23 protein-coding genes are annotated in these 24479 nt (G+C 64.1%); 13 read left to right on the top strand and 10 right to left on the bottom strand.

Annotation, left to right across the window (positions count from 1 at the left end):
• The first annotated feature begins 13 nt into the window (after nucleotides 1-13).
• From AC1DWQ_RS15025 to AC1DWQ_RS15035, 3 genes are all read left to right on the top strand, one after another.
• The gene (locus AC1DWQ_RS15025; RefSeq protein ID WP_477670363.1) at nucleotides 14-2428 is read left to right on the top strand and encodes an efflux RND transporter permease subunit; all 2415 of its coding nucleotides are present in this window, start codon (nucleotides 14-16) and stop codon (nucleotides 2426-2428) included.
• Entirely contained in the window at nucleotides 2425-3564 is a 1140-nt protein-coding gene (locus AC1DWQ_RS15030; protein ID WP_477670364.1) for an ABC transporter substrate-binding protein, read from the top strand. The genes AC1DWQ_RS15025 and AC1DWQ_RS15030 overlap by 4 nt, the downstream gene beginning before the upstream one ends.
• Nucleotides 3565-3645: 81 nt before the next feature.
• A complete protein-coding gene (locus AC1DWQ_RS15035) occupies nucleotides 3646-4605 on the top strand; it encodes an alpha/beta hydrolase (protein WP_477670365.1) in 960 nt (319 codons plus the stop codon).
• A gap of 25 nt (nucleotides 4606-4630) precedes the next feature.
• Here AC1DWQ_RS15035 and AC1DWQ_RS15040 read toward each other — a convergent pair whose 3' ends face one another.
• Entirely contained in the window at nucleotides 4631-6769 is a 2139-nt protein-coding gene (locus AC1DWQ_RS15040; RefSeq protein ID WP_477670366.1) for an acetoacetate--CoA ligase, read from the bottom strand.
• A gap of 138 nt (nucleotides 6770-6907) precedes the next feature.
• Here AC1DWQ_RS15040 and AC1DWQ_RS15045 point away from each other — a divergent pair, with 138 nt between their 5' ends.
• The 5 genes from AC1DWQ_RS15045 (at nucleotide 6908) to AC1DWQ_RS15065 (ending at nucleotide 11034) form a co-directional block, all read left to right on the top strand.
• Nucleotides 6908-7351 carry a ribonuclease HI family protein gene (locus AC1DWQ_RS15045; RefSeq protein ID WP_477670367.1) on the top strand — a complete coding sequence of 148 codons (444 nt, stop codon included), beginning with the start codon at nucleotides 6908-6910 and terminating at the stop codon, nucleotides 7349-7351.
• A 106-nt stretch (nucleotides 7352-7457) separates the two neighbouring features.
• Nucleotides 7458-7850 (top strand): RidA family protein, encoded by a 393-nt coding sequence (locus AC1DWQ_RS15050; protein ID WP_477670368.1) that lies wholly within the window; start codon nucleotides 7458-7460, stop codon nucleotides 7848-7850.
• 75 nt (nucleotides 7851-7925) lie between these two features.
• Entirely contained in the window at nucleotides 7926-8546 is a 621-nt protein-coding gene (locus AC1DWQ_RS15055) for a TetR/AcrR family transcriptional regulator (RefSeq protein WP_477670369.1), read from the top strand.
• Nucleotides 8547-8774: 228 nt separating this feature from the next.
• Nucleotides 8775-9659, top strand: coding sequence for an alpha/beta hydrolase (locus AC1DWQ_RS15060; RefSeq protein WP_477670370.1), 885 nt, complete (start codon nucleotides 8775-8777; stop codon nucleotides 9657-9659).
• Nucleotides 9660-9747: 88 nt separating this feature from the next.
• A complete protein-coding gene (locus tag AC1DWQ_RS15065) occupies nucleotides 9748-11034 on the top strand; it encodes a solute carrier family 23 protein (RefSeq protein WP_477670371.1) in 1287 nt (428 codons plus the stop codon).
• 151 nt (nucleotides 11035-11185) lie between these two features.
• Here the strand turns inward: AC1DWQ_RS15065 and AC1DWQ_RS15070 are convergent, their stop codons facing one another.
• From AC1DWQ_RS15070 to AC1DWQ_RS15080, 3 genes are all read right to left on the bottom strand, one after another.
• The gene (locus AC1DWQ_RS15070; protein ID WP_477670372.1) at nucleotides 11186-12337 is read right to left on the bottom strand and encodes an ABC transporter substrate-binding protein; all 1152 of its coding nucleotides are present in this window, start codon (nucleotides 12335-12337) and stop codon (nucleotides 11186-11188) included.
• A gap of 242 nt (nucleotides 12338-12579) precedes the next feature.
• The gene (locus tag AC1DWQ_RS15075) at nucleotides 12580-12930 is read right to left on the bottom strand and encodes a hypothetical protein (protein ID WP_477670373.1); all 351 of its coding nucleotides are present in this window, start codon (nucleotides 12928-12930) and stop codon (nucleotides 12580-12582) included.
• A gap of 191 nt (nucleotides 12931-13121) precedes the next feature.
• Entirely contained in the window at nucleotides 13122-14429 is a 1308-nt protein-coding gene (locus tag AC1DWQ_RS15080; RefSeq protein ID WP_477670374.1) for a hypothetical protein, read from the bottom strand.
• A 194-nt stretch (nucleotides 14430-14623) separates the two neighbouring features.
• Between AC1DWQ_RS15080 and AC1DWQ_RS15085 the strand changes: the two genes are divergently transcribed.
• The 3 genes from AC1DWQ_RS15085 (at nucleotide 14624) to AC1DWQ_RS15095 (ending at nucleotide 16813) form a co-directional block, all read left to right on the top strand.
• Nucleotides 14624-15046 (top strand): hotdog fold thioesterase, encoded by a 423-nt coding sequence (locus tag AC1DWQ_RS15085; protein ID WP_477670375.1) that lies wholly within the window; start codon nucleotides 14624-14626, stop codon nucleotides 15044-15046.
• A 298-nt stretch (nucleotides 15047-15344) separates the two neighbouring features.
• Entirely contained in the window at nucleotides 15345-16457 is a 1113-nt protein-coding gene (locus AC1DWQ_RS15090; RefSeq protein WP_477670376.1) for an ABC transporter substrate-binding protein, read from the top strand.
• Nucleotides 16458-16507: 50 nt separating this feature from the next.
• Nucleotides 16508-16813, top strand: coding sequence for a hypothetical protein (locus AC1DWQ_RS15095; RefSeq protein ID WP_477670377.1), 306 nt, complete (start codon nucleotides 16508-16510; stop codon nucleotides 16811-16813).
• A gap of 205 nt (nucleotides 16814-17018) precedes the next feature.
• Here the strand turns inward: AC1DWQ_RS15095 and AC1DWQ_RS15100 are convergent, their stop codons facing one another.
• Complete coding sequence (locus tag AC1DWQ_RS15100; RefSeq protein ID WP_477670378.1) at nucleotides 17019-17588, bottom strand: cob(I)yrinic acid a,c-diamide adenosyltransferase; 570 nt, start codon at nucleotides 17586-17588, stop codon at nucleotides 17019-17021.
• Between the two features lie 177 nt (nucleotides 17589-17765).
• Between AC1DWQ_RS15100 and AC1DWQ_RS15105 the strand changes: the two genes are divergently transcribed.
• Both AC1DWQ_RS15105 and AC1DWQ_RS15110 read left to right on the top strand, forming a co-directional pair.
• Nucleotides 17766-18152 (top strand): EF-hand domain-containing protein, encoded by a 387-nt coding sequence (locus AC1DWQ_RS15105; RefSeq protein ID WP_477670379.1) that lies wholly within the window; start codon nucleotides 17766-17768, stop codon nucleotides 18150-18152.
• A 144-nt stretch (nucleotides 18153-18296) separates the two neighbouring features.
• Complete coding sequence (locus tag AC1DWQ_RS15110) at nucleotides 18297-19718, top strand: FAD-binding oxidoreductase (RefSeq protein WP_477670380.1); 1422 nt, start codon at nucleotides 18297-18299, stop codon at nucleotides 19716-19718.
• 430 nt (nucleotides 19719-20148) lie between these two features.
• Here the strand turns inward: AC1DWQ_RS15110 and AC1DWQ_RS15115 are convergent, their stop codons facing one another.
• The 5 genes from AC1DWQ_RS15115 to AC1DWQ_RS15135 form a co-directional block, all read right to left on the bottom strand.
• Nucleotides 20149-20661, bottom strand: a complete 513-nt coding sequence (locus AC1DWQ_RS15115; protein ID WP_477670381.1) for a hypothetical protein — start codon at nucleotides 20659-20661, stop codon at nucleotides 20149-20151.
• Between the two features lie 65 nt (nucleotides 20662-20726).
• Nucleotides 20727-21404, bottom strand: coding sequence for a hypothetical protein (locus tag AC1DWQ_RS15120; protein ID WP_477670382.1), 678 nt, complete (start codon nucleotides 21402-21404; stop codon nucleotides 20727-20729).
• Between the two features lie 161 nt (nucleotides 21405-21565).
• Nucleotides 21566-22504, bottom strand: a complete 939-nt coding sequence (locus AC1DWQ_RS15125) for a ParB/RepB/Spo0J family partition protein (protein WP_477656353.1) — start codon at nucleotides 22502-22504, stop codon at nucleotides 21566-21568.
• A 23-nt stretch (nucleotides 22505-22527) separates the two neighbouring features.
• Nucleotides 22528-23835 (bottom strand): serine hydrolase domain-containing protein, encoded by a 1308-nt coding sequence (locus tag AC1DWQ_RS15130; protein WP_477670383.1) that lies wholly within the window; start codon nucleotides 23833-23835, stop codon nucleotides 22528-22530.
• On the bottom strand, nucleotides 23832-24416 hold the full coding sequence (locus tag AC1DWQ_RS15135) for an RBBP9/YdeN family alpha/beta hydrolase (RefSeq protein ID WP_477670384.1): 585 nt from the start codon (nucleotides 24414-24416) through the stop codon (nucleotides 23832-23834). The genes AC1DWQ_RS15130 and AC1DWQ_RS15135 overlap by 4 nt, the downstream gene beginning before the upstream one ends.
• Between the last annotated feature and the right edge of the window lie 63 nt (nucleotides 24417-24479).

Here is a 24479-nt window from a genome sequence, read left to right on the forward strand (position 1 = left end):
ATGGCGAAACTTTATGCACGCCGATTCCTCCTCTTCCGATCTCCAGCCCGTCGTCGCACGGCTTGAAGACTTTGACACGCGTTCGGGCACGCTGCTTGAGCGCGCTTTTTTCAATCACCGGCTCTGGGTCATGGCGGTGTGCCTGCTGCTGACCCTCGTGCTGGGCTGGCAGGCCACCAAGCTGCAGCTCAACGCCAGTTTTGAAAAAACCATCCCGACGGGCCACCCCTACATCGTCAACTACCTGGCCCACAAGGCCGACCTCGGCGGCCAGGCCAATGCCTTGCGGCTGGTGGTGGAGGCCCGGCAGGGCACGATCTTCGACAAGGCCTACCTCGATGCGCTGCAGAAGATCAACGACGAAATCTTTCTGCTGCCCGGTGTGGACCGGCCCTTCATGAAGTCGCTGTGGACCTCCAACACCCGCTGGGTGGCCGTGACCGAGGAAGGCCTGGACGGCGGGCCAGTGATCCCTGATGCCTACGACGGCTCACCCGCCAGCCTTGCCGGGCTGCGCGCCAACGTCGAGCGCTCGGGCGAAATCGGCCAGCTGGTGGCGGGCGACTTCAAGTCCAGCATCGTGTTTGTTCCCTTGCTGGACCGTAATCCGGAAACCGGTAAGGCGCTGGACTATGGCGATTTGTCACGCCAGATCGAAGTCCTGCGCGCCAAGCACGGCAACGATGCGCTGCAGATTCGTGTGACCGGCTTCGCCAAGGTGGCTGGTGATCTGATCGAGGGCCTGCATCAGGTGCTGCTGTTCTTCCTGCTGGCTCTCGCCATCACCACCGCGGTGCTGTTTGCCTACACCCGCTGCGCCCGCAGCACAGCGCTTGTGGTGGCGTGTTCGGTGGTGGCGGTAGTCTGGCAGTTCGGCCTGCTGGCATTGCTGGGTTATGAGCTCGACCCTTATTCAGTTCTGGTGCCCTTCCTGGTGTTCGCCATCGGCATGAGCCACGGCGCGCAAAAGATGAACGGCATCATGCAGGACATCGGCCGCGGCACACACCGGGTGGTCGCAGCGCGCTACACCTTTCGGCGCCTGTTCGTCGCGGGCCTGACCGCGCTGCTCTGCGATGCCGTGGGCTTCGCAGTGCTGGTCATCATCCAGATCAAGGTTATCCAGGACCTGGCCCTGATTGCCAGCATCGGCGTGGCGGTTCTCATCTTCACCAACCTCGTGCTGCTGCCCATCCTGTTGTCTTACGTGGGCGTGGCCCCCACGGCGGCGGCACGCAGCCTGCGCCAGGAAGCATCGCAAGGGGCACAACGTTCATGGCTGTGGGCCTTGCTGGATCACTTCACGCAAAAGCGCTGGGCCACGGCAGCAGTGGTCGTTGCGGCGCTCATGGCCGCAGGCGGCTATGCCATCAGCCTGCATTTGAAAATCGGCGACCTCGACCCCGGCGCATCCGAACTACGGCCCAGTTCACGCTACAACCAGGACAACGCCTACCAGATTGCCCACTACGCAGCGAGTGCCGACATCCTGACCGTGATGGTGACCACGCCCGCGGATAAATGCACGGCCTATGGCACGCTGGCCAAGGTGGACGCCCTGGCCTGGCAGCTTGAGCAAGTGCCGGGTGTGGAATCCACCAACTCGATGGCCGCGCTGTCCAAGCTGGCCATGGTGGGCTACAACGAAGGCAACTTCAAGTGGTTTGAGCTGCTCCCCAACGAAGGCGCTTTGGGCGGCGTGCAGACGCGCGCACCCCGCGAGCTTTTCAACCAGAGCTGCTCTTTCCTCGCGCTGTACGTCTACCTGAAGGACCACAAAGCCGAAACCCTGGCACGCGTGGTGGCAGATGTGGACCGCTTCGCTGCGGTCAACAACACGCAGGACGTCACCTTCAAGCTGGCCGCGGGCAGCGCCGGCATTGATGCGGCGACCAATATCGTGGTGGGCAAGGCCATGCGCGAGATGCTGCTGTGGGTGTATGCAGCGGTGGTGATTTTGTGCTGGATCACCTTCCGCTCCTGGCGCGCAGTGGTGGTGGCGGTGCTGCCGCTGGTGTTGACCTCGATCCTGTGCGAGGCTCTGATGGTGGGCCTGGGCATGGGGGTCAAGGTCGCCACGCTGCCGGTGATTGCGCTTGGCGTGGGCATCGGCGTGGACTATGCCCTCTATGTGCTCAGCATCACGCTGGCCCGCATGCGCGAAGGTGCCAGCCTGTCCGAGGCCTACCACCATGCGCTGCAGTTCACCGGCCGCGTGGTTCTGCTCACCGGCATCACGCTGGCGCTGGCCATCGGCACCTGGGCTTTTTCACCGATCAAGTTCCAGGCCGACATGGGCATTTTGCTGGCCTTCATGTTTGTCTGGAACATGGTGGGGGCGCTGGTCCTGCTGCCCGCGCTTGGCTACTTCCTGCTGCGGCCGGCAGTGGCCCTGCCCACGCCGGTCAATGTACGAGTGCCGGTATGAGCCGGCGTGGCGACACACTGACCCGCCGCACGCGCAGGCTTCTTGCCACGGCGATGCTGCTGGGCGCGGCCGCGGCAAGCCATGCCGCGCCCGACGCCCTGGTCGTCGGCCAGTCTCTGCCGCTCACCGGCGCGGGCTTTCCGGTCGCCAACCGTGTGCTGGCCGGCGCCCGCGCGCATGTGGAGCGCGTCAACGTGTCAGGCGGAATCGCCGGGCGCCGCATCGAGCTGGTGACGCTGGATGACGGCGGCGACCCACGGCGCGTGGCGGCCAACCTGCGCATCCTGGTGGGCCAGCACAAGGCAGTGCTCATCGCCAATTGCCTCGGTGAACGGGCCTGCCTTGAGGCCGCCCAGGCCACGCGTGAACTTCGCGTGCCGCTGGTCGGCCCGATGTCGGGCGCGTCGGCTTTGCGTTCTCCCGATGTCCGCCATGTTTTCAGCCTGCGGCCGGATGATGCGCGAGAGGCCGATGCACTGGCGCGCCAGCTGGCATCCATCGGCGTCACCCGGGTGGCGGTGCTGGCCGACGGTTCCGAACCGGCGCGCACCGAGGCGCTGGTGGCAGCCTTGCAACGCGACGGCCGGCAGGTCACACGCATCACCGCCGACGCGCGGCTGTCGTCCATCGAAGCGGCATTCCGCGACGTGGCCAAGGCCGCGCCGCAGGCCCTGGTACTCAACCTGGGCAACGAGGTGCTGGATGCGCTGGGGCGGCTTCCGGCCGCAGCCTATGACAGTGTGCCGTCCACCATCGCCACTTTGTCGACGGCGGGGCTGACGCAGCTGACACGGCTGTTTCGCAACCGGCTGGTGGGCTACACCAGCGTGGTGCCGAATCCCGAGGTGGCCCGCCTGCCCATCGTGCGTGAGCTCGAGCGCGATGCAGACGATTTCATCGGCCCCGAGGCTATGACCTTCGAAGGCCTGGAGTCCTACCTGAACCTGCGTGTCTGCACGGAAGCCTTGCGCCGTGCCGGCCCGCGCACCGACAGCCAGCGCCTCGGCGAGGCGATTGAAAGCCTTGGAGCACTGGACCTGGGCGGCTTCAGGCTCTCGTTCGGTCGGGAGCGGCACCACGCTTCGGACCATGTCGAGATCGGCATGCGGGCGCGCGATGGAAAACTAATTCGGTGACACCCCCTAGGCGCCTGCGGCCCGGCAAAGCCGGTTCCGCGCTGACCCTTGTACTGCAACTGTGAACTGCCAAGGACTGCAATGACCATATCTACCATCCCCACCGTGCTCGAGACGGCTCCGCTGGACCCCGCCTTGGCCGGCTTTCTGGCGCAGGCGGCCGCGCAGGGCAACCCGCCCCTGGAAAGCCTGCCCCCCGCCATCGCGCGGCAGGTTTACCGCGAGCTGGCCGGCACCTTGGGCTTGCCGGCCCCAGCCATCGGGGAAGTGAACGACACCAGCTTCCCCGGCCCCAGCGGTCCGCTGCGCCTTCGTGTATACCGGCCCGAAGCTGCAGGCCCCTGGCCCGTGCTGCTGTATGCGCATGGCGGTGGTTTTGTGATCGGCGATCTGGAGACCCACGACAAGGTTTGCCGCACGCTGTGCCACCACAGCGGCATGCTGGTCGTGGCGGTGGACTACCGGCTGGCGCCGGAGCACCCCTTCCCCGCCGCACCGGACGACGTCGAGGCCGCCTTGCGCTGGGTACTCGCAAATGCCTCTGCGTTGGGCGGCGACGCAAACCGTATCGCTGTGGCCGGCGACAGCGCCGGCGCGCAGCTGGCACTGGTGGCATCACGGCGCGTGAACGCAAAAGCCGTTCGCGCGCTCGGCCTGATCTATCCGGTGGCACAGCACCCCAGCCAGCCCAGCGCCTCCTACCCGGAGAACGAAGGCAAATTTCTCAGCATGGGCGTGATGCAGTGGTTTATGGCCAGCTATCTCGGCAAGCAGACCGATGCGGACAAGCATCCTGACTTTGCTTTGCTGGACTCAGGGGGCCTGGCGAACCTTCCCGCCACATGGGTCGCCACCATGGGCCACGACCCGCTGCGCGACGAGGGCCACGCCCTCGCCCGGCGCATGGACTCTGCCGGGGTAGAGGTGACGCACCGCCACTACCCCAGTGCCATTCATGCCTGTATACATTTCACGGCGGTGTCGCCCATCGGCCTGCGGGTCGTGACGGACCTGGCGCGGTGGTTGCGCGAACAGACCTGACCGGCTTGCGGCCGGCATCATGACGTCACGCGGGGCGGTCTGTCTCCACCCGCCGGCTTTGCGCGAAGGCCACATACCAGTCCAGGCTGCCCGGGTTGGCCATGGCGTCTTTGTTGACGACTTTCTCCAACGGCTGGCCCAGCAGCAGTTTCTTGATCGGCAGCTCCTGCTTCTTGCCGGATAGCGTGCGTGGGATTTCAGGCACGACAAAAATCTCATTGGGCACAAAGCGCGGCGACAACGCCGTCTTGACGGCCTGGTTCAGGCGCACCTTCATCGCTTCGTCAAGCACATGGCCAGGCCGCAGCACCACAAAGAGCGGCATATAGCTTTCGCGACTCAGGTATTCGAGGTCGACCACCATGGAGTCCAGCACTTCGGGCAGCGCCTCAATCGCGCTGTAGAGCTCGCTGGTGCCCATGCGCAGGCCGTGGCGGTTGATAGTGGCATCGCTGCGGCCATAGATGATGCAGCTGCCCGAGGGCGTAACCTTGAGCCAGTCGCCATGCCGCCACACGCCGGGGTAGGTGTCGAAGTAGCTCGCGAGGTAGCGTTGGTTGTCCTTGTCGCCAACGAAGTACAGCGGCATGGACGGCAGCGGCTGCGTGCAGACCAGCTCACCGACTTCATCGACAACGGACTCGCCCTTGTCGTTCCAGGCCTCGACCGCGCAGCCGAGGATGCGGCATTGCATTTCGCCGGGAACCACGGGCAGTTCGCGGTTGCCGCCTATAAACGCACCGGCGAAATCAGTCCCGCCGGAGATATTGCACCACCAGATTGGTGCCCCCACGCTTTTCACTTCGTGTACCTCCGGCGTTACGCTGCCCCTTTCCCCTGAAATTGGGGCTGCCTGGCCTTGGGGCGGCCCGGCGGCCAGGCGTGTCCGGTTTTCCCGATCACGTAGCTTTGCGAACTGCGCGGTACCCCATCGCTGCGTGTCTTCGCTGAGCGGTGATCCAGTTGTGCCCAGCGTACGAAGCCGGCCCAGGTCACCACACTGCGCAATGTCAATCCCCGCCTTCATGCAGTTGGCAAAGAAGGCCGCACCCGCACCAAAGAAAGTAGCACGCGTGTTGGCGACAAAGCGCCACAGTGTGGTCCAGTCGGGCTTGTCCTTGTTCGTGCCCGCCGGGTTGCCGTCGTAGATGCAGCAGGTGGTACCGTTGAGCAGGCTGGCGGCCTGCACGTTCCACATGATCCAGCCGGTGGAGCTGTACCAGTGAAAGCGTTCCGGATTGGCCGGGTCGGCATAACTGGGTGCCAGGTCGTTGTGCAGGCGCAGCAGCGCCAGCCCCACCAAGGCCACGCCACCATGGCCGTGGACGATGGGTTTGGGCAGGCCGGTGGTGCCGCTGGAATAGACGATCCACAATGGATGGTCAAACGGCAGCCAGAGTGGCTCGAAGGCCGCTGTTTGTGCATCGTTTCGGGCTGTGGCGCTTTGCAGGTGTGCGCAATCAGCTATCAAATCAATAGCATTTGAATTGCCGGGCAGCACCTCGTGAAGGATCACGTGCGTGGCGCTTGGCAGCGCGGCGGCCAGCTCGGCCACCACGCTGCGGCGGTCGATGTCCTTGCCGCCGTAGTGCACGCCGTTGCAGGCGATCAGCACCTTGGGCTCAATCTGGCGAAAACGGTCCAGCACAGCGGGCGTGCCCATGTCGGGCGCGCACACACTCCACACGGCGCCTATGCTGACCGTCGCGAGGAAGGCGACCATGGTCTCGGGCGTGTTGGGCAGATAGGCGGCCACGCGGTCGCCGGGCTGTACGCCCTGCGCCTTCAGGTGCAGGGCCAGCGACGCCGACTGCCGGCGCATCTCGGCCCAGCCCAGTTCGCGCGCTGCTTCGCCGTTCGCCAGGCTGCCTTCACCGTGGCTGACGATGGCAGGCACGCCCGCCGCGTCGGCCGCGGCCGTGTGGCGGAACACCTGCTGCGCGTAGTTGCCCTGCGCACCGGGAAACCACTCGGCTCCCGGCATGCTGCGCCGGCCCAGCACGGCCGTGTGCGCAGTGGGCGACTGCAGTTCGAAGTAGTCCCAGATGCTTTGCCAGAAGGCGTCGAGGTCGGTGACCGACCAGCGCCACAGCGCGTCATAGTTGTCGAATGACAGGCCGCGCGTAGCCTGCAGCCAGTTTTGGTACTTGCGTATCTGGAACATGAACGCAACCATAAACCAAGAGCGGCGAATGCGACCGGGTGGTATCCCCGGCATGACTTATATTGATTGGCTCTGCTTAATCGGGCCGTCTCCCATGGGGCCGCCTGTGCCGCGCATCTGTCCGCCTGAAAGTATTCATTGAACAGCGAGCCCTGGGTCATCTACTGCGACGGCAGCGCCGTGCCGAACCCCGGCCGCATGGGTCTGGGCGCGCTTGTCATGGCGCCTGACGGGACCCGGCATCCGCTGTCTATTACCGCGGAAGGCCGGGGCTGCAACAACGAAGCGGAGCTGCGCGCGCTGATGGCGGCCATGCAATACGCCAGGCGGCAGGGTGCTACCCAATTGTTGATCCACTGCGACAACAGCGTGGTGGTGCAGCAGCTGGCGGGAACCGCCACTGAACCCTTCCTGCGCCTGGTTCCGCTGTTCGACGAGGTGCGCGCCGTGCTGCGGTCTTTCGAGTCGGCGCGGCTGGTGTGGATACCACGCCACCGCAACCAGGAAGCCGATGCCCTGGCCCGGGCGGCGGTGGGGCTGATGCCTAAAGGCCCCGCTCCAGCGGCCAGGCGCCGTCGTTAGCTGCACGTGTGAATGCTTCGTTCCCGCACGAAGCAACGAAGTGCCGTAGCCGCGTATATATGTGGATGTACCCGCATCACCCCGTACACCCGCCCAGGAGCAACGCATGGCCAAAGAGATTATTCGCGTCGAACCCCTTTCCACCTGGCTGCAGCGATGGAAGGCGCCCACCTCTGTCGTCACGCGTCATGGCGATACGGTCTATGTGGCCGGCTTGCCGCCGTTCGACCCCGCCACGGGTGAAGTTGTCCACGCATCTGTGGAACGCCAGACCGAACTGGTGTTGGAGCAAATGAAGCTCTGCCTGGAAACAGCAGGTTCATCGCTGGGCCAGGTGCTCAAATGCAACGTCTATTGCACCTCGGTCGAGAAGTTTGCAACGGTCAATGCCATTTACGCCCGCTACTTCCCCCAGGATCCACCGGCCCGGATTTTCATCTGCGTGCCGGCATGGCCAGGGCACTTTGACATTGAGATGGATTGCATCGCCGCCTGCTAGCGCGCGCGGAAGGCCCGAAAACCGTGACACGATGAGGGAGTTGCACTTTCGCACAATCGTGCTAATATTCGCTGCATGGACGCCAAAACCCAGAAAAGCGAAATGACCCGCGCCGCCATCATCGGCGCAGGCATCGACCTGGCTGCGGCGGAAGGTCTGGAGGCCATCACCTTGCAGGCTGTGGCAGACCGCATCGGCATCTCCAAGAGCGGCGTGTTTTCGCGCATCGGCTCACGCGAGGCTTTGCAGAAAGCCGTGATTGAAGAGTTCGGCCGGCGCTTTATTGCCGATGTGTTTGTGCCCGCCATGCAGCAGCCCAAGGGTTTGCCGCGGCTGGAGACGATTGTGCAGCGCTGGATTGTGCGCACGCGCGATGTCGAGGCCAAGTCGGGCTGTATTTACACTGCGGGCGCCTTTGAGCTGGACGACCGCGAAGGCGAGTTGCGCGACCTGCTGCTCGGCGAGGTCACCCGCTGGCGCGCCTCGTTGCGGCGCACCGTACTGCAGGCCATGGAGGCCGGTCAACTGAAGACCGACACCGATGCGGAGCAGCTGGTCATGGAAATCAGCAGCATTGCCATGGGGATGTTTCACGATGCCCGTTTTCTACGCGATGCACGCGCGGCTGAACGGGCCCAGGCAGCCTGGGAGCGCCTGATCAAGAGCTACCAGACAGAGGCAGTTACCCCAAAATAAAGAGACAAACAGGGCGGAAAGGGCAGCCACGCCATTTCCGATGCATCGGTAAGTTTTAATTTCGCACGACTGTGCGGAGAAATAAGGAAATCATGTTGATTCTGATCATTGGTTTAGGCGTATTTCTTGGCGTTCGCGCCGTGAAGGCGGTCCTGGCTTCGCTGCGCAGTTTGCCGCGCAGCAACGAAGACTGGATCTGGTACTGACATTCACGGGGAGGACCACACCATGACACGCACATCGCTCCAGGCCACCGCAGCCTTTTACAACGCCAGCCCCCTGACACGCATTTTCCGCTGGGGGCTGGGCGCTTCGCAGCAGCTCTGGCCCGCGCTGGCTGTGCGGGCGGCTTACCGCTTGTTCGGCACACCGCTACCGCCCAAGTGGGTGAGCCGTCGCAGAAAGTGGAGCCCCGACTGGCACATTGAGCAATGGCCTTTTGAAGATGCCAGCGTGACGATGTACAGCCGCCCCGTCGCACCTGCCGGCCCGGTGGTGCTATTGGTGCACGGCTGGGGCGGACACGCCGGGCAGATGCTGGCGCTGGCGGAGGTCTTGAGTGCGCAAGGCTTGCGGCCGGTCATCATTGAGATGCCGGCGCATGGCCGCAGCAGCGGCTCGGTCACCAACCTGCCGCAGTTTGCGCGCGTGCTGGAGTACGTGACCGCACGGCTGCAGCAACAGGGCCATACGCTGCGCGCGGTGGTGGCGCATTCGCTGTCGGCGAACGCCGGCGCTTATGCCGCCAGCCGAGGGCTGGCGGCTGGCAGGCTGGTGTTGCTGGCGCCCCCCGCGTCGCCGCTTGAATACACGCGGCTATTTGCCCACGTGTTTGGCCTGCACGAATCCACGCGCGCGGCCATGCAGCGGCGCATTGAGGCGCGCGAAGGCATCCTGATGCCGCAGTTCGAGCCGGCAATGGTCGGCCCGCGCATCGCCCTGCCCACGCTGGTGGTGCATGACCGGCAGGACAGCATCAACCGCTTTGCCGACGGCGTGGCTTACAGCGAGGCGATTGTCGGCGCGCGCCTGGTGGCCACCGAAGGCCTGGGCCATCGCAAGATCCTCAAGGATGACGAAGTGCTGCGCCAGGTGGCAGCGTTTCTGGCCTGAGAACCTGTTGAGGGTCTAAACGGCGCCGCGCTTGTGCGGCGCGCCCATTCCCCCTAGCATTGCCTCACTTTTAACAAGAGGAGACATGATGGGAATGCTGGACTGGACAGAAAAAGACAGCGCGGTACTGCAGCAAGGCGGCGTCATCGGGCCCGACGAGCGCCTGCCGTGGCCACAGACCGCGGTGATGGGTGTGCAGCACGTGATCGCGATGTTCGGCGCCACGGTGCTGGCACCCATCCTCATGGGGTTTGACCCCAACATCGCCATCCTGATGAGCGGCATCGGCACACTGATCTTCTTCGTCATCACCGGCGGCAAGGTGCCCAGCTACCTCGGTTCGAGTTTTGCCTTCATCGGTGTGGTGATTGCGGCCACGGCCTATGCCGGCAAAGGGCCGAATGCCAACCTGGGCGTGGCGCTGGGCGGCATCATCGCCTGCGGCGTGGTGTACACGCTGATCGGCTTCATCGTGCAGTCCATCGGCACCGGCTGGATAGAACGTTTCATGCCGCCCGTGGTCACCGGCGCCGTGGTGGCGGTGATCGGCCTGAACCTGGCCAGCATTCCCATCAAGAACATGGCTGCCGGCAATTTCGATTCATGGATGCAGGTGGTGACGTTTGTGAGCGTGGCCCTGGTAGCCGTGATGACGCGCGGCATGGTGCAGCGGCTGCTGATCCTGGTCGGCCTGATCGTGGCGAGCGTGATTTATGCGGTGCTGACCAACGGACTGGGCCTTGGCAAGCCGATGGACCTGTCGGGCATCGCCAATGCCGCCTGGGTCGGCCTGCCGGGCTTCACGGCACCGGTGTTCAGCGCCAATGCCATGCTGCTGATTGCGCCCGTCGCCATCATTCTGGTGGCGGAAAACCTCGGCCACATCAAGGCGGTGACGGCCATGACCGGCAAGAACCTGGACGTCTACATGGGCCGCGCCTTCATCGGCGACGGCGTGGCGACCATCGTATCGGGTAGCGCGGGTGGCACAGGCGTAACGACCTATGCCGAAAACATCGGCGTGATGGCGGCGACCAAGATCTATTCCACCGCCGTCTTCGTGGTGGCGGCGCTGATCGCCGTGGTGCTGGGCTTCAGCCCCAAGTTCGGCGCGCTGATCCAGGCGATTCCGCTGCCGGTGATGGGCGGCGTGAGCATCGTGGTGTTCGGCCTCATTGCCGTGGCCGGCGCCAAGATCTGGGTGGACAACAAGGTGGACTTTTCAGACAACCGCAATTTGATTGTTGCCGCCATCACGCTGGTGCTCGGCACCGGTGACTTCACGCTGAAGTTCGGCCAGTTCGCACTGGGTGGCATCGGCACCGCGACCTTTGGTGCGATCCTGCTGTACGCCTTGCTGAGCCGCAAACCCTGATCAACGAATCGCTATCTATTTGATAGCTGCTTGCGCATGCCCTGATTGGGCTTTAGCTTCTTTTTAATGCCAAAAGTCCCCGCTGACCCAACAACCGGGGCTTTTTTCTGGCTGGCGGCAACAGGCGCTGCCAGCCAGGATCAATGGTCCATCAGCCCAGGAAACGTCCACCTGCGCCGAGCACGCCCAGTTCGACAAATTTCGAACCCGCGAACGGCGGCGCGGCATAGTCGACACTGAAACCGCCGAGGTCGAACTTCTGCAGGCCGGCCAGCGCGGTGCGCAGTTTGCCGCGCGTCACATCGCGGCCGGCGCGTTCCAGTCCCTCGGCCATCACGTGGGTGTTGATATAACTCTCCAGGCTGCCGAGCGAGAACTCCTGCTGGCCGATGGCGCGCATGGCGGCCTGGTAGTCACGCACCACCTGCAGCTTGGCGCGGTATGGGTCAGGGAACACCATGGTCAGCGCCAGGCCGGAACCGGCCGCGCCCAGGGCCTTGATGCCGTCGCCCGACAACGTCACGCTCAGGCCTGCGACAGGCAGCATCGGTGACGCTTTCTTCAGCGCGGTAATGAGGCCGACGGATGCCGAACCGGCGGTGCCAAGCAGCACGGCGCCGGGTTTGCCCGCGACGACCTGGTTCACGACCTCGTTGAGGTTCTTGCCGTCGACGGCCAGCGCCACCGGCGCGGCGACCTTGGCGCCCTGCACCTGCAGCGCGCGGTTGACATCGAGCACCACCTCCTTGCCGTAGTCGTTGTCCAGGTAGACGACGGCCAGGTCCTTGATGCCCATGCTCACGATTCTTTGCACCAGGCGCTGGGTTTCGTCAGTGAAGCTGGCGCGCACATGGAACACGTTGCGCATGCCGGGCTTGCGCAGCGACGACGCACCCGAACGCGGCCCGACGTAAGGCAGGTTGGACTCTTCAATCACCGGCACGATGGCGGCGTTGTTGGGCGTGCCGACGCAGGACATCAGCGCAAAAATGCTGCCGTCGCCGATCATCTTCCTGACGTTGTCGGCGCTGCGCTGCGGCACATAGGCATCGTCCAGCATCTGGAACTGCAGCATGCGGCCGTTCACGCCACCCTTGGCGTTGATCTGGCCCATGGCTGCGTCCACGCCCAGCTTGAGCTCGGCGCCCACACTGGCCAGCGGACCGCTGGTCGCACCGGTGCTGCCGATGGTGATGGCCTTGGCCGTCAGACCCTCCTGGGCATAGGCATTGCGAATGAAAGCGGGAGCGGCGGCAAGGGCAGCCATTTGAGGGGCAAACGAAAGGAAGCGGCGGCGAAGCATCGCAAATCTCCAAAAGGTGGGGTAGCCGTGAAGGCCAAAAGACAAGGCCGAGTGACCTTGCGGGGTAAAACCGCCCGCCAACCGGCGCACAGCAGCGCGCCAAAATGGCAGAGCAAATCATTTAAGGTTAAATGATTCTAGGGGTAAACCCTTACCAATTGATGACAGCACGCAGGCAACTGTGAAATGGCCGGGGCATGGCCCGGCTTGTCGCCGGCTAAGCCGGTTTCGCCGGGGGTTACTTACTTGGCCTGGGGTTGGCCGGTAGCCCTGGCAAGGGCTGCTTTGGTTCTGGCGAGTTCGCGTTCCAGGTCGGCACGCTCGCCGATTTCCTGTTCCAGGGTTTCATTGACCTGCGCGAGGTCTTCCGCGGATTCCTGGATGCGGGTTTCGAGGGCGTCGGTTTTCTGCAGGGCCTGGGCCACTTCGCCGGCCTGCACGTGCGGCGGGAGTTCCTGTTTGAGCACCGTGTTGATCACCATCAGCTCGGCGGCCGATTGCTCCACGGTGTCCTTGACGGCCTCGTTTTGCCCAAGCGCGCGCTCCAGGGGAGTCGATGCGGTGTTGGAAGCGGCAGACTGCTGCTGTGGCATATCGATGGCCTTATGGTCGGTTGATGCGGGTCGTTGAAACGTGGGGTATCCGCAAAAATGATGGTGTTGGCTTGCGCTGCTTCAGCGGGATTTTAACCACCTGTGGCAAATTCAGAGGGCCAGAAGCTCAGCATCGGATGGGGGTATTGACGGCAACCAGACCCACTGGGCGCCGTTGATGGATCGGGCCCTCAGCGCGATTTGGACGGTGCGGCAGGCGCCTTGCCGCTGCGCGCCGCACTGGCAGGCTGCGCCGGGCCCGGGCTGAAAATCTTGCCCAGCGTGGAGCCGATGCGGGCCCCAATGGCCGTGCCAACACCCGGCAGTACCGCGGTGCCCACCACAGCGCCCGCAATGGCACCGCCCGACACGGAAAATTTGACGTTGTCGAGCGGGCCGCTGACTGTCAGCGGGATGCCCACAATGCCGTCCACCAGGTCAACGGCAAACTCGCCCGCAATCTGCCGGTTGGCGATTTTGGCCTCACCCGATGCTGTGAGCACGCCCGAACTGGCCTTCACGCCGGTGTAGGTCACCACCATGCCCTCGGGCGTGTTCTGCGTGTCGAGCTGGCCCGTGATGGTGTCCAGCGGTGTCTGGCCGGCGTGTTCCTTGCCGGCCGTGCGCACGGCCTTTTCCAGGTCAAAGCGCAGCAGCATGGACTTGCCCACCGTAAAGGGGGTTTTGGTGTGCAACGACTGCGCCAGCTCGGCCACCGTGTCGCCATTGGCCGAGAGCGTGGTTTCACCCGACGCTTTGCCTGCAACGACAGACCGGCGATTGAAAGCAGCCAACGCGCTTTCAACTTCGATATCGCGGGGCTGCAGGGTGCCTTCGAGATGCATGCGCCCGTTGGCACGAAACTCGAGCCGGACTTCCCCATCGGCCGTGCCGCCGCCCACGCGGATGCGTGTGTCCCAGCGGTCTTCCTGGCCCTGACGCGCCAGGCTCAGCTGGGTGGTGGGCTCGACATTGGGGCGCCTCAGCACGGCCTTGCGCGGGCGCCACGCGGGGTCGAAATCAACCTCGCCGTCATACACTACAGAGATGCCGCGCCGCGAGATCCAGGTCACGTCGCGAAACACAAAACGCGCCAGCGGCAGTTCATCGCCAGCCATCTCGTCTTTTTTTTCTCGCTGTTTCCCCAGCCCGCGCAGCGACAGCTGGGGCACCACGGCGCCTTCCAGGTCGGCACGGTCAATTTTCACGCGGCGTTGCCACAGGGCGAAGAGGTCCGGGTAGACGGTGAGTTTTTTAATAAGGATCGGCTGGGGCTGTTCCGTGCGGGCCTCTTCAATCACCACCGCCGGCGAAGGCAGCAAACGCCAGTGCAATGCACCGACACGGACCTTGACGCCCAATTGCGCCTCCAGCTCGGTGGCGGCGCGCTGCGCGAGTTCCTCGTCACTCGGCAACAGCCGAAGTGCGGCAAACCACAGCAAGCCGAGGGCCAGTGCGACACCCAGCAGCCCTGCCAGCCATTTGTTCGAACGTGTCATCGGACCGATGGAGCCGGGCAGCCCCGGTTCCGGTAATCCAGGTTCATGTAGTCCGTGCAGTCCGTGTGCGTGTGGTCCGTGTGTCTCATACGGCCAGCTTAAGCCCGGCCGCCGCTGCAGCCTACGCGACAAGGTGCCCAAGCGCTGTAGGCCGCAACCTTATAGTGAGGGGTATCAGCCCTGTGAGAACCTTCATGCGCATCTGGAAACAGCCCATCTCCGTCGAACTGCTCACGCACCACAACGCCGACAGTGCGGTCACCCATCTGGGCATCGAATTCCTGGAGGTGGGTGACGACTTCATCCGCGCCCGCGTGCCGGTGGACCGCCGCACGGTACAACCCTATGGCTTGCTGCATGGCGGCGTATCGGTGGTGCTGGCGGAGACCCTGGGCTCTTGCGGCGCGGCCTTTGCGGCACCCGAAGGGCACCGCGCTGTCGGGCTGGACATCAATGCCAATCACCTCAAGGGCGTCACCAGCGGCTGGGTCACCGGTACCACGCGGCCCGTGCACATTGGACGCAGTACGCAGGTGTGGCAGATCGAGCTCACCAATGACGCGGGCGAACTGACCTGTGTCTCGCGCATCACGATGGCGATGCTGCGGCCGGGGTGATGGCGCATTGCCATTGATGGCTGTAACGGCTTCGTTACGAATAGCAACAATTTCTCTGCGCCAGATATTAGTCATGCAGTGGGCCTGAACCTGGTGCACTATCGCGGTCGTGGTCAGCGACGCTTTTCAGGCTTTTCACCGGGTTTTCGCCCGGAAAGCCGCGCTACAAGCCACATCCGGGTCTTGTCGGTCAACGCCAACTCCATATTTTTTTTATCTTAAGGCGTGCTCTGAATCGTATTTGATCTTATGTTGCCCCGTCCGTATTGTTCGCCACAACTAGGTTGAAAGCTAACAAATGGACACAAGTAATGTAAGTCGATGGGCCACAGCGCTGCTGGCAGCCGTCCTGTGCGGCGCAGGACACGCACAGATTTTGATCGGCCAGACAGCCGGTTTCACGGGTCCCGTGGCCGCGGGCGTCAAGGAAAACACCGAAGGTGCGCGCCTGTGGCTGGATGCGGTGAACGCCCGGGGCGGGATCGCAGGCCGGCAACTGGAGCTGGTGTCACTGGACGACAAGTTCGACCCCAAGCTCGCCGGCGAGAACGCGCAAAAGCTGGCCGAGCGCGGCGCCGTCGCCTTGTTCCTGACGCGCGGCACGCCCCCCACCGAAGCCGTGTTGCCCGTACTGTTAGCCAACCATATGCCGCTGGTCGGCCCCTCCACGGGCGCGATGATCCTGCACCAGCCGGTCAACCGCTATGTCTTCAATGTGCGCGCAACCTACCAGCGCGAGGCCGAGAAGGCCATCGAGCACCTGCACACGCTGGGCATCCAGCGTATCGCTGTGGTGCATGCGGACGACTCCTTCGGCCGTGACGGGCTGGAGGGAGCCAACAAGGGCTTTACGCAGGCGAAGCTGAAGCCCACCAATATCCTGAAAGCGGACCGCAGCAAGCCCGACTACAACCAGCTTGTTCCACCCATTCTGGCAAGCGATGCGCAAGCCGTGCTCTGGATCGGCTCGAGCAACGCCGTGGCGGATGGGGTGCGGGCCCTGCGCGCCGCCAAGTCGTCCGTGCGCGTGGTCACCTTGTCCAACAACGCATCGGCGGGCTTCATCAAGGCGCTGGGGGAGTATTCACGCGGCGTCATCGTCACGCAGGTCTACCCGGCGGAGCGCTCCTATGCCTACACGATGGTGCAGGAAGCCAACGACCTGGCCAAAGCCAAGGGGATAGCGCTGTCGCCGGCCATGCTGGAAGGCTATGCCGCTGCCAAGGTGCTGGTGGAGGGCCTGCGGCGCGCGGGCAAGAACCCGACGCGGGAGACGCTGCAGGCGGCCCTGGAAGGCATGAAACGCTTCGACCTGGGCGGGCTGGAGGTGAGCTTCAGCCCCGACGACCACACGGGGCTGGACTTCGCGGACCTCTCCATCGTGAGCCTCGAGGGCCGCTTCGTGCGTTGACATGCGCTGACGTTCAGCTGCATCAAGGCCCTCCACATGAGAAGACCACCATGGCATGGATGAAGTCGCTGCACAGCCGGCCGCATGAAAGTGCGCTGGAGCCATCGACGCTGGACCTGGACCAGCTGCGCCATCAGCTCCACGATGCGCTGCAACGGTGCGAGGGACCCATGTGCGAACGCATGCGCTGGCGTATCGACGAGGCGCACACCGCACAGCACCTTTGGCAGCTGCGGGGAGAGATATTCCAGCTGATAGCCCGCCAGTTCTATCAGGAAGAGGCAGCGCGGCGCATCAATGCGCTGCTGCCCGCCTTCTCCGGCTGGCTACCGGCGCACATGCTGACGCGGGTCTAGAAGCGCCATTTTTTTGGCCAGAACCCGACGGCAACTTGAGATCGAGGTGTTTTAGTGCTGCAACGCTTGATGATCGCGCGCAATTAGCTATCTTATTGATAGCAAAACCGCCGACTCCAACCGCACCCGAACGGGACCTGTTTACAGACAACGGCTGGCCGGCATGGCTGCAGTTCACGCGGGAACACCGCGCTGGCCGTTGTTGTTATTTCGTACCGGCGGCCTGTGCCATGCGTTCGCTCTTCCAGTACACGTCGTCACCGCCATTCATGCGGTTGAGCACGCGCGACAGAACGAAGAGCAGATCGCTCAGGCGGTTGAGGTAGTGGCGCGGCGACTCCTTGACCGGTTCGACCGCACCCAGCGCGACCACCGATCGTTCGGCACGGCGCGCCACCGTGCGGCACACATGCGCAAGCGACGCGGCACGCGAGCCCGCCGGCAAGATAAATTCCGCCAGGCGCGGCAGTTTCGCGTTGTGTTCGGCCAGTGCGTCGTCCAGCAGCGCCACGGCTTCGGGCTTGAGCAGTTCAAAGCCGGGAATGGAGAGTTCGCCGCCCAGGTTGAAGAGCTGGTGCTGCACCTCCACCAGCAGGTCGCGCACGCCCGGGGGCAGCTCTTCGCACAACAACACACCAATGTGCGAGTTCAATTCATCGACATCGCCCATGGCATGCACACGCAGGCTGTCCTTGGACACACGCGTGTTATCGCCCAGGCCGGTGGTGCCGTTATCGCCGGTGCGCGTTGCGATCTGTGAGAGTCTGTTGGCCATGGTCTGAGACGCGGTGAAGCGCGGTGAAAGTGCATGAAGCCCAAGCGTTACGCCGGGCAAGAAAATGTGTCGTCGTACGCCATCATGTGAGTGAGGAAACACCCTGCAAAACTGCTGGCCGCAACGGGCAGGCTGGGTTGCAATGGCTGCTTGTCCACTCTTTGAAAGACTCTTCGCATGACCATGCACACGACAGCAACACAGCATCCAAAACATTCTATTCCCGGCTTCGAGTTGCGCAGCGTGCTTTTGGTGGCGGCACTGGCTATGGGCGCTGCTGGCGCCGTGCGGGCCCAAACCGCTCCTCCCTCACCTGCAAGCCCCACCAGCCCGCCCTCCCAGATGGCGCCTTCCGGCACGCCGGGCGCCGTACCGCAAAACCGCACCACCAGCAAGGACGTCGAGGCGGCTTTCGGCCGTGCGGATACCAACAAGGACGGCAAGCTTGATCGCCAGGAAGCCGAGCACCTGCCGGCCGTGGCACAGCGTTTCGAGCAGATCGATACCAACCACGACACCTTTATCTCGCTGGCCGAGCTCACCAAGGCGGCCACCGGCTCCTGACAGTCCCTGATGGCCCCTTGAGGGGGCGGCCTGCTTTGTCTCCCCCGCTTCATGCGGGCGCTCCAGCGGTCATGGCTGGGCCTCCGGCCTCGTTGGCGCAAACGGCGCGCACGTCGTAAACTGTGCCACCGACCCGGAGACACCATGAACGCCCCCCTGCCCACGCACCTGCTTCCCGAAATCTGCCAGCGCGAAACTCCTGCCGCGCTGATTGACGCGCTGAAAGCCCGCTTTGCCGAGCGCTGCTCAACCGCCCTGGTAGTGCGCGAGCAGCATGGCCGCGACGAATCCTCCTTTGCCGCACCGCCGCCTTCGGCCGTGGTGTTTGCCGAAAGCACGCAGGACGTGGCAGATGCGGTCAAGCTCGCCGCCCAGTTCAACGTGCCCGTGATCCCCTTTGGTGTGGGCACGTCGCTTGAAGGCCATCTGCTGGCCGTGCAGGGCGGCATCAGCATCGACGTGAGCCGCATGAACAAGGTGCTGTCCATCAATGCCGAAGACCTGACCGTTACCGTGCAGGCGGGCGTGACGCGCAAGCAGCTCAATGAAGAGGTCAAAAGCACGGGCCTCTTCTTCCCCATCGACCCAGGCGCCGACGCGACCCTGGGCGGCATGAGCGCCACGCGCGCCAGCGGCACGAATGCGGTGCGCTACGGCACCATGCGCGAGAACGTGCTGGCACTGGAAGTCGTCACCGCAGACGGCAGCGTCATCCGCACCGGCACGCGCGCCAAGAAATCATCGGCGGGCTACGACCTCACGCGCCTGATGGTGGGCAGCGAAGGCACGCTGGGCGTGATCACCGAAGTCACCGTCAGGCTGTACCCCCTGCCTGAAGCCATCTCCGCTGCGGTGTGCTCCTTTCCGAGCATCGAAGCTGCCGTGCGCACCACCATCGAGATCATCCAGCTGGGGGTTCCGATTGCGCGCGTCGAGCTGATCGACCACAACACGGTGCGCATGGTCAATGCACACTCCAAGCTCACGCTGCGCGAAGAGCCCATGCTGCTGATGGAGTTTCACGGCTCACCCGCCAGCGTGAAAGAGCAGGCCGAGCTGGTGCAGGAGCTCGCCAGCGGCCACGGCGGCAACGCGTTTGAATGGGCCAGCACGCCGGAAGAGCGCACGCGCCTCTGGACCGCCCGTCACAACGCCTACTTCGCGGCCATCCAGTCGCGGCCCGGCTGCCGCGCGATTTCCACCGACACCTGCGTGCCGATTTCGCGCCTGGCCGATTGCCTGCTGGAGTCGGTGGCCGAAGTCGATGCCAGCGGCATTCCTTATTTCCTCGTCGGCCATGTGGGCGACGGCAATTTCCACTTCGGCTATTTGATCGACCCGACGATTCCCAAGGAGCGCGAAGTAGCCGAAGCACTGAACCACAAGCTGGTCACCCGCGCGCTGGCGCTTGAAGGCACCTGCACGGGCGAGCATGGCGTTGGCCTGCACAAGATGGATTTCCTGGTAACCGAAGCCGGTGACGGCGCGGTCGACATGATGCGCACCATCAAGCGTGCGCTCGACCCGAAGAACATCATGAACCCGGGCAAGATTTTCTCGCTGTGAAGCGAGCTCTACTGCGCGTTTGCAGTGCGATCTATAACCACCCCCGTCCGGGCTCACTTCGTGTAGCCCGTTCCCCCCTCGAGGGGGCGGCGCCTTGGGCCGGCGAAGCCGGACCCTCGGCCCCCACTGGTGAATACCCCCACTGAATACGCCCTGAATCTTCGAGCCAGCATGAGCCGCGGAACCGGCTTTGCCGGGCCGCAGGCACCGTCCCCTGCAAGAGGAAAAGGGCTACACGCAGTGAGCCCGATAGGGGTGTGCCAATTTTCGGCTTTGCCGGGCCGCAGGCGGGCGGCCCCGGAGGGGCTGGAGCCCGCGGCTCCAAGCCTGCCTGCGCAGGCTTGGACGGGCGACAGAGGCGAAGCGTCTCGCGAGCCGCGGCCTGCAAGGCCTCGGGAGCTACACGAAGTGAGCGACCGTGGGGGCTCAATTACTTCTGGATATCACTCATCTTGCAGCCCTTGGCCAGGAACATGCTGGTGAGATGTTCCTTGCGGCCCTGTGCCTGTTGGCCCTGCAATGCAACGGCCTGTTGCTGCGCGGTTGCGGCCTGCTGCTGGGCGACGCCGTTATTGGCGGCCTGTTGGGCCGTATTGCCTGCCAGCTGCTGCACGATGCCGCCAAACATGCCGCCCAGGCCGCCGCCGAATCCGCCAAAGCCGCCGGCGTTCTGCGCCGCTGCATTGGCCGCTGCGGAGGCCAGTGCAGTTTGCACCACCGCTCCTGCTACCTGACTCCCTGCATCTGCGGGGGCTACAGCGGCCGGTGCCGCGGTGTACTGGGCGGCGCGCGTGACCACGCTGTCCATCTGTCCGATCTCGCCATAGATCTGCTGACACGAGAGGTCGTTGTCCGTCATCTTTACGCGCTCGATGGTTTGCGCAGATGCGGCGGCAGCCACCAGGAAAAGCGCCAGTGCGGCGGCAAGGGAGTGTTGTTTCATGACCGGTCCTGCAATGGGTAAGGTTGATGGAGGTTGGGGGAAAACGCGGGTAAAAAATTTCGGGGCTACTTCTGCACTTCCGAGAGCTTGCAGCCCCTGGACAGGAACAAACCAGTCAGGTGGTCTTTGCGCGCCCTGGCCTGGACCCCCAGGCCGCCACCAGCCCCCTGAGCCGGCGCCGTGGCGGATACTGCAGCTGCGGCACCGGTGCCCGCCAGCAAGGAGCCCAGCATCCCTGCGCCCAGCGCACCGGCGATGCCGCTGGGCTGCGCGGGCGATGGCGCGGCGGAATTGCGCCCGTTTTGCTGGGCCGCTGCCATGTTGTTGGCGATTTGCTGCTGGTACTGGGCCGATAGCCCTTGCTGCGTGGCCAGCGCGGCGGTCGGCGCATGCATTTGCGCCAGCGTGAGCGCGCCACCGGGCATGGCGGCCGCGGGCGCTGCGCTGAGAACCGGCAGGCCCGGGCCAGCCAGGGCCATGGTGGTGTCCATCTGCTGCGCCTCGGCGTACATCTGCTGGCAGCTGAGGTCGTTGTCCGTGAGCTTGACGCGCTCAATGGTTTGCTGCGCCTTTGCGGCCTGAGGCGCCAGGGCCATCACCACCGCAAGGGTGGCGCAGGCGCCAAGGCCGGCAAACCCCTCTCGCCAGCCTGGCTTGAACCAGTCTGTTATGTCCGAGACGGTGGTAACGCCGAACCGGGCCAGGTGAGCGCTGCGGAAAGAACGGTTCGCCAGGTAATTCATACGCAAACACACAAATAATTACATGTAGTAACAATAAGCATGTGGGCGCCAGCCGTCACCCGCTTTCTGGAGAAAGCCGTGTAAGAGTCACAAAAGTCGTGAATTAGTTCACATCTTGAGTATCACCGACCGATTCACCGGCGAAAAATAACCCAAACAGTCTACTTGTTGCCGCGCAAGCGCTCGATCAATCCGTTGAGCTCGTCCATCGAAGCGAACTGGATGGCCACCTCGCCCATGTCTTCGCGCCGGCCGTTGCGCTTGACCTGCTTTTTGATGCGCACTTCCACATTGGCCATCAGCAGGTCGGCGAGTTCTTCTTCCACACGGCGTGTGTCGCGGGACTTTTCCTTGGTGGCTTTTTGCGGCTTTAGCGAAAACTCGGCGCTGAGTTTTTTGACCAGGCTTTCGGCCTCGCGCACCGACATTTTTTTGGCCGAGATCTGGTTGGCCGCGGTGATCTGCGCGGCACGGTCCAGGCCCAGCAAGGCCCGCGCATGGCCCATGTCCAGGTCGCCCGCCATCAGCATCGTTTGCACCGGATCAGCCAAATTCAAAAGCCGCAGCAGGTTGGAAGCAGCGCTGCGCGAGCGGCCGACGGCCTGCGCGGCGAGCTCGTGCGTGAGGCCGAATTCCTTGACCAGGCGCTGCAGGCCGTGGGCCTCTTCGAGTGGGTTGAGGTCTTCGCGCTGGATGTTTTCGATCAGCGACATCGCGGCGGCCGACTCGTCGGGCACGTCGCGCACCAGCACCGGCACCTCGTCCAGCCCGGCCAGCCTGGCCGCACGAAAGCGCCGTTCGCCGGCGATGATTTCGTACTTGCCGTCGTTGGCGCCGCTGGTCAGCCGGCGGACCAGGATGGGCTGCATGATGCCCTGCACCTTGATGGACTCGGCCAGCTCGTAGAGCGCGCCTTCGTCCATGCGGGTGCGCGGCTGGTACTGGCCGGCGACCATGTCACTGAGGCGCAGCGAGGCCGGCAGGCCCGGGCTGTTGGCTGTGCTGCTGGCGTTCTCCGCGTCCGTCGCGCTTTCGCTGACCTTGGGGCCGAGCAGTGCTTCGAGCCCGCGGCCCAGGCCTTTGGGTTTTTTGGTGACCATGGTTTTATCTTTCTTTCAATTCGTCATTGCGAGCCGGGCGTGAGGTCCCCGCCCAGAGATTGCAGCACGCCGCGCCAGAGGGCGTCGCGCTCTTCATAAGGTTGTGCATCCTGTTTGCCGCTGGCCTGTTCCCACACCGAGGTGAGCACCATCACAATGCCGGTGGACGGCTGCACATACACCGTCTGGCCGTGGATGCCCTGCATGGCAAAAGTGCGTGCCCGCAGCGGCATGAGCCAGAACTGGTAGCCATAACCAAAGTAAGGCGTGGCCTTGCGCGGCTTGAACGCAGGCGGCTGGCGCGCCGGATCCGTGGCGTCCAGCAGGTAGTCCAGCGGCAAGACCTGCAATGCGCCGGGTTTGCCGGTCGCCTTGTCGATGGCACGGCCGTCATTGGCCAGCAACTGGCCCAGCCGCGCCCAGTCGCGCAGGGTGGCGTTGAAGGCGCCGTAGGATTGCTCCTGCCCGTCGGCGGAGATGCGCCAGAAGGCATCATGTTCGGCGCCCATGGGCTTCCACAGCCACTCGGTGGTGAGCTCGGACATGTTCTTGCCGATGGCGGCCACCACCACGCGGCCCAACACGTCGGTCTCGGAGCCGGCATAAACGAATTTTTCACCGGCCGGCGAATGCCGGTCAGTGATGGACTTGAGCACATCCAGCGGCATGCCGGCGCCCGGCGTTCCGGCAGAAGCGCGGGCGAGCCGGGCAATATCGTCCTTGCCGTCATAGCGTTCGGTAAACGTCAGGCCCGAACTCATGCGCAGCAGCTGGCGAATTGTGGTGGCGCCATAGGGGCTGCCGGCAAGGTCTTTGGCGTATTTCTCGGCGGGGTCGTCAAGCGAAGCGATCAGCCCCAGCGAGAGCGCCTTGCCGACCAGCAGCGAGGTCACGCTCTTGGCCATGGAGAAGGACAAAAAGCGCGCGTCATCCTTGCGGCCGTAGCGGTAGTGCTCGGCGATGATCTCGCCGTTTTTCAGGATCAGCAGGCCGGTGGCGCGCTGGCGGTCCAGGTAGTCGGCCAGCGTGTAGTTCGTGTTTTTGTAGCGGTAGCTGACCGCCGCCGGGCTGGCTGCGCGCGGCAAGGGGCTGGCCTCGGCCGGGTGCCCGACCACGCGGGTCCGCACCCCGGGCACTTTGTCGAGCGCTGACCAGGAGCCAACGCGGTAAGGGTTGAGCTGCCAGTTGTTCACGTTGCCCAGCGGATAATTTTGCGATTTTCCAAGCAGCTCTTCATCCGGCTCGGCATGCAGAGAACCACTCGCCCATATCGCCAGCACTATCAGGGCGAGTTGCAGGTAGCGCGCGCGTTGGTAAAAAAATGAGGTCATGGGCCAGGGGTGATGCCGGGTGAAGGTTCAATGGCCGGTGAAGTCAGCTCCTTGAGCTGCAGCAGCCGCAGGTACGCTTCGGGCCAGCCGCCCAGGCCGCTCTCGGCATTCAGGTGCCCGCAAGGTCCGGCGTCCACAAAGGTAGAGCCCCACGCGGCCGCGAATTGCCGCGCCCGCTGGATCGCGCAGAAAGGATCGTCACTGCTGGCAAACAGCGCGCTCTCAAACGGCAGTTTGTTCAGCGGCGCTGGCGACCAGCTGGGCAGCAGCTCGCGCACGTCCTCGCGGTCAATGTCGGGTGGAGCCACCAGCAGCGCGGCTTTGACGCGGTGAATGTTCCTGGAGTGGCTGGCCCAGGCCGCCACCAGCATGCAGCCCAGGCTGTGCGCCACCAGCACCGCTGGTTCGTCGCAGGACAGTAGCACCTCTTCCAGGCGCGCCGTCCAGTCGCCGCGCAGCGGGTGCATCCAGCTGTGCTGCTCCACGCGGGTGTAGCCGTCGGCCTCCTCCCACAGCGTTTGCCAATGGCCGGGGCCGCTGTTTTTCCAGCCGGGAAGAATGAGGACGTTGTCGGGTTTCATGTCGAAAGAAGATTGTTTGCTATGATTTTTATAGCTGCTGGCGCAAGCCCCCATTGGGCCACA

This window comes from Polaromonas sp. P2_G11, assembly GCF_056403595.1.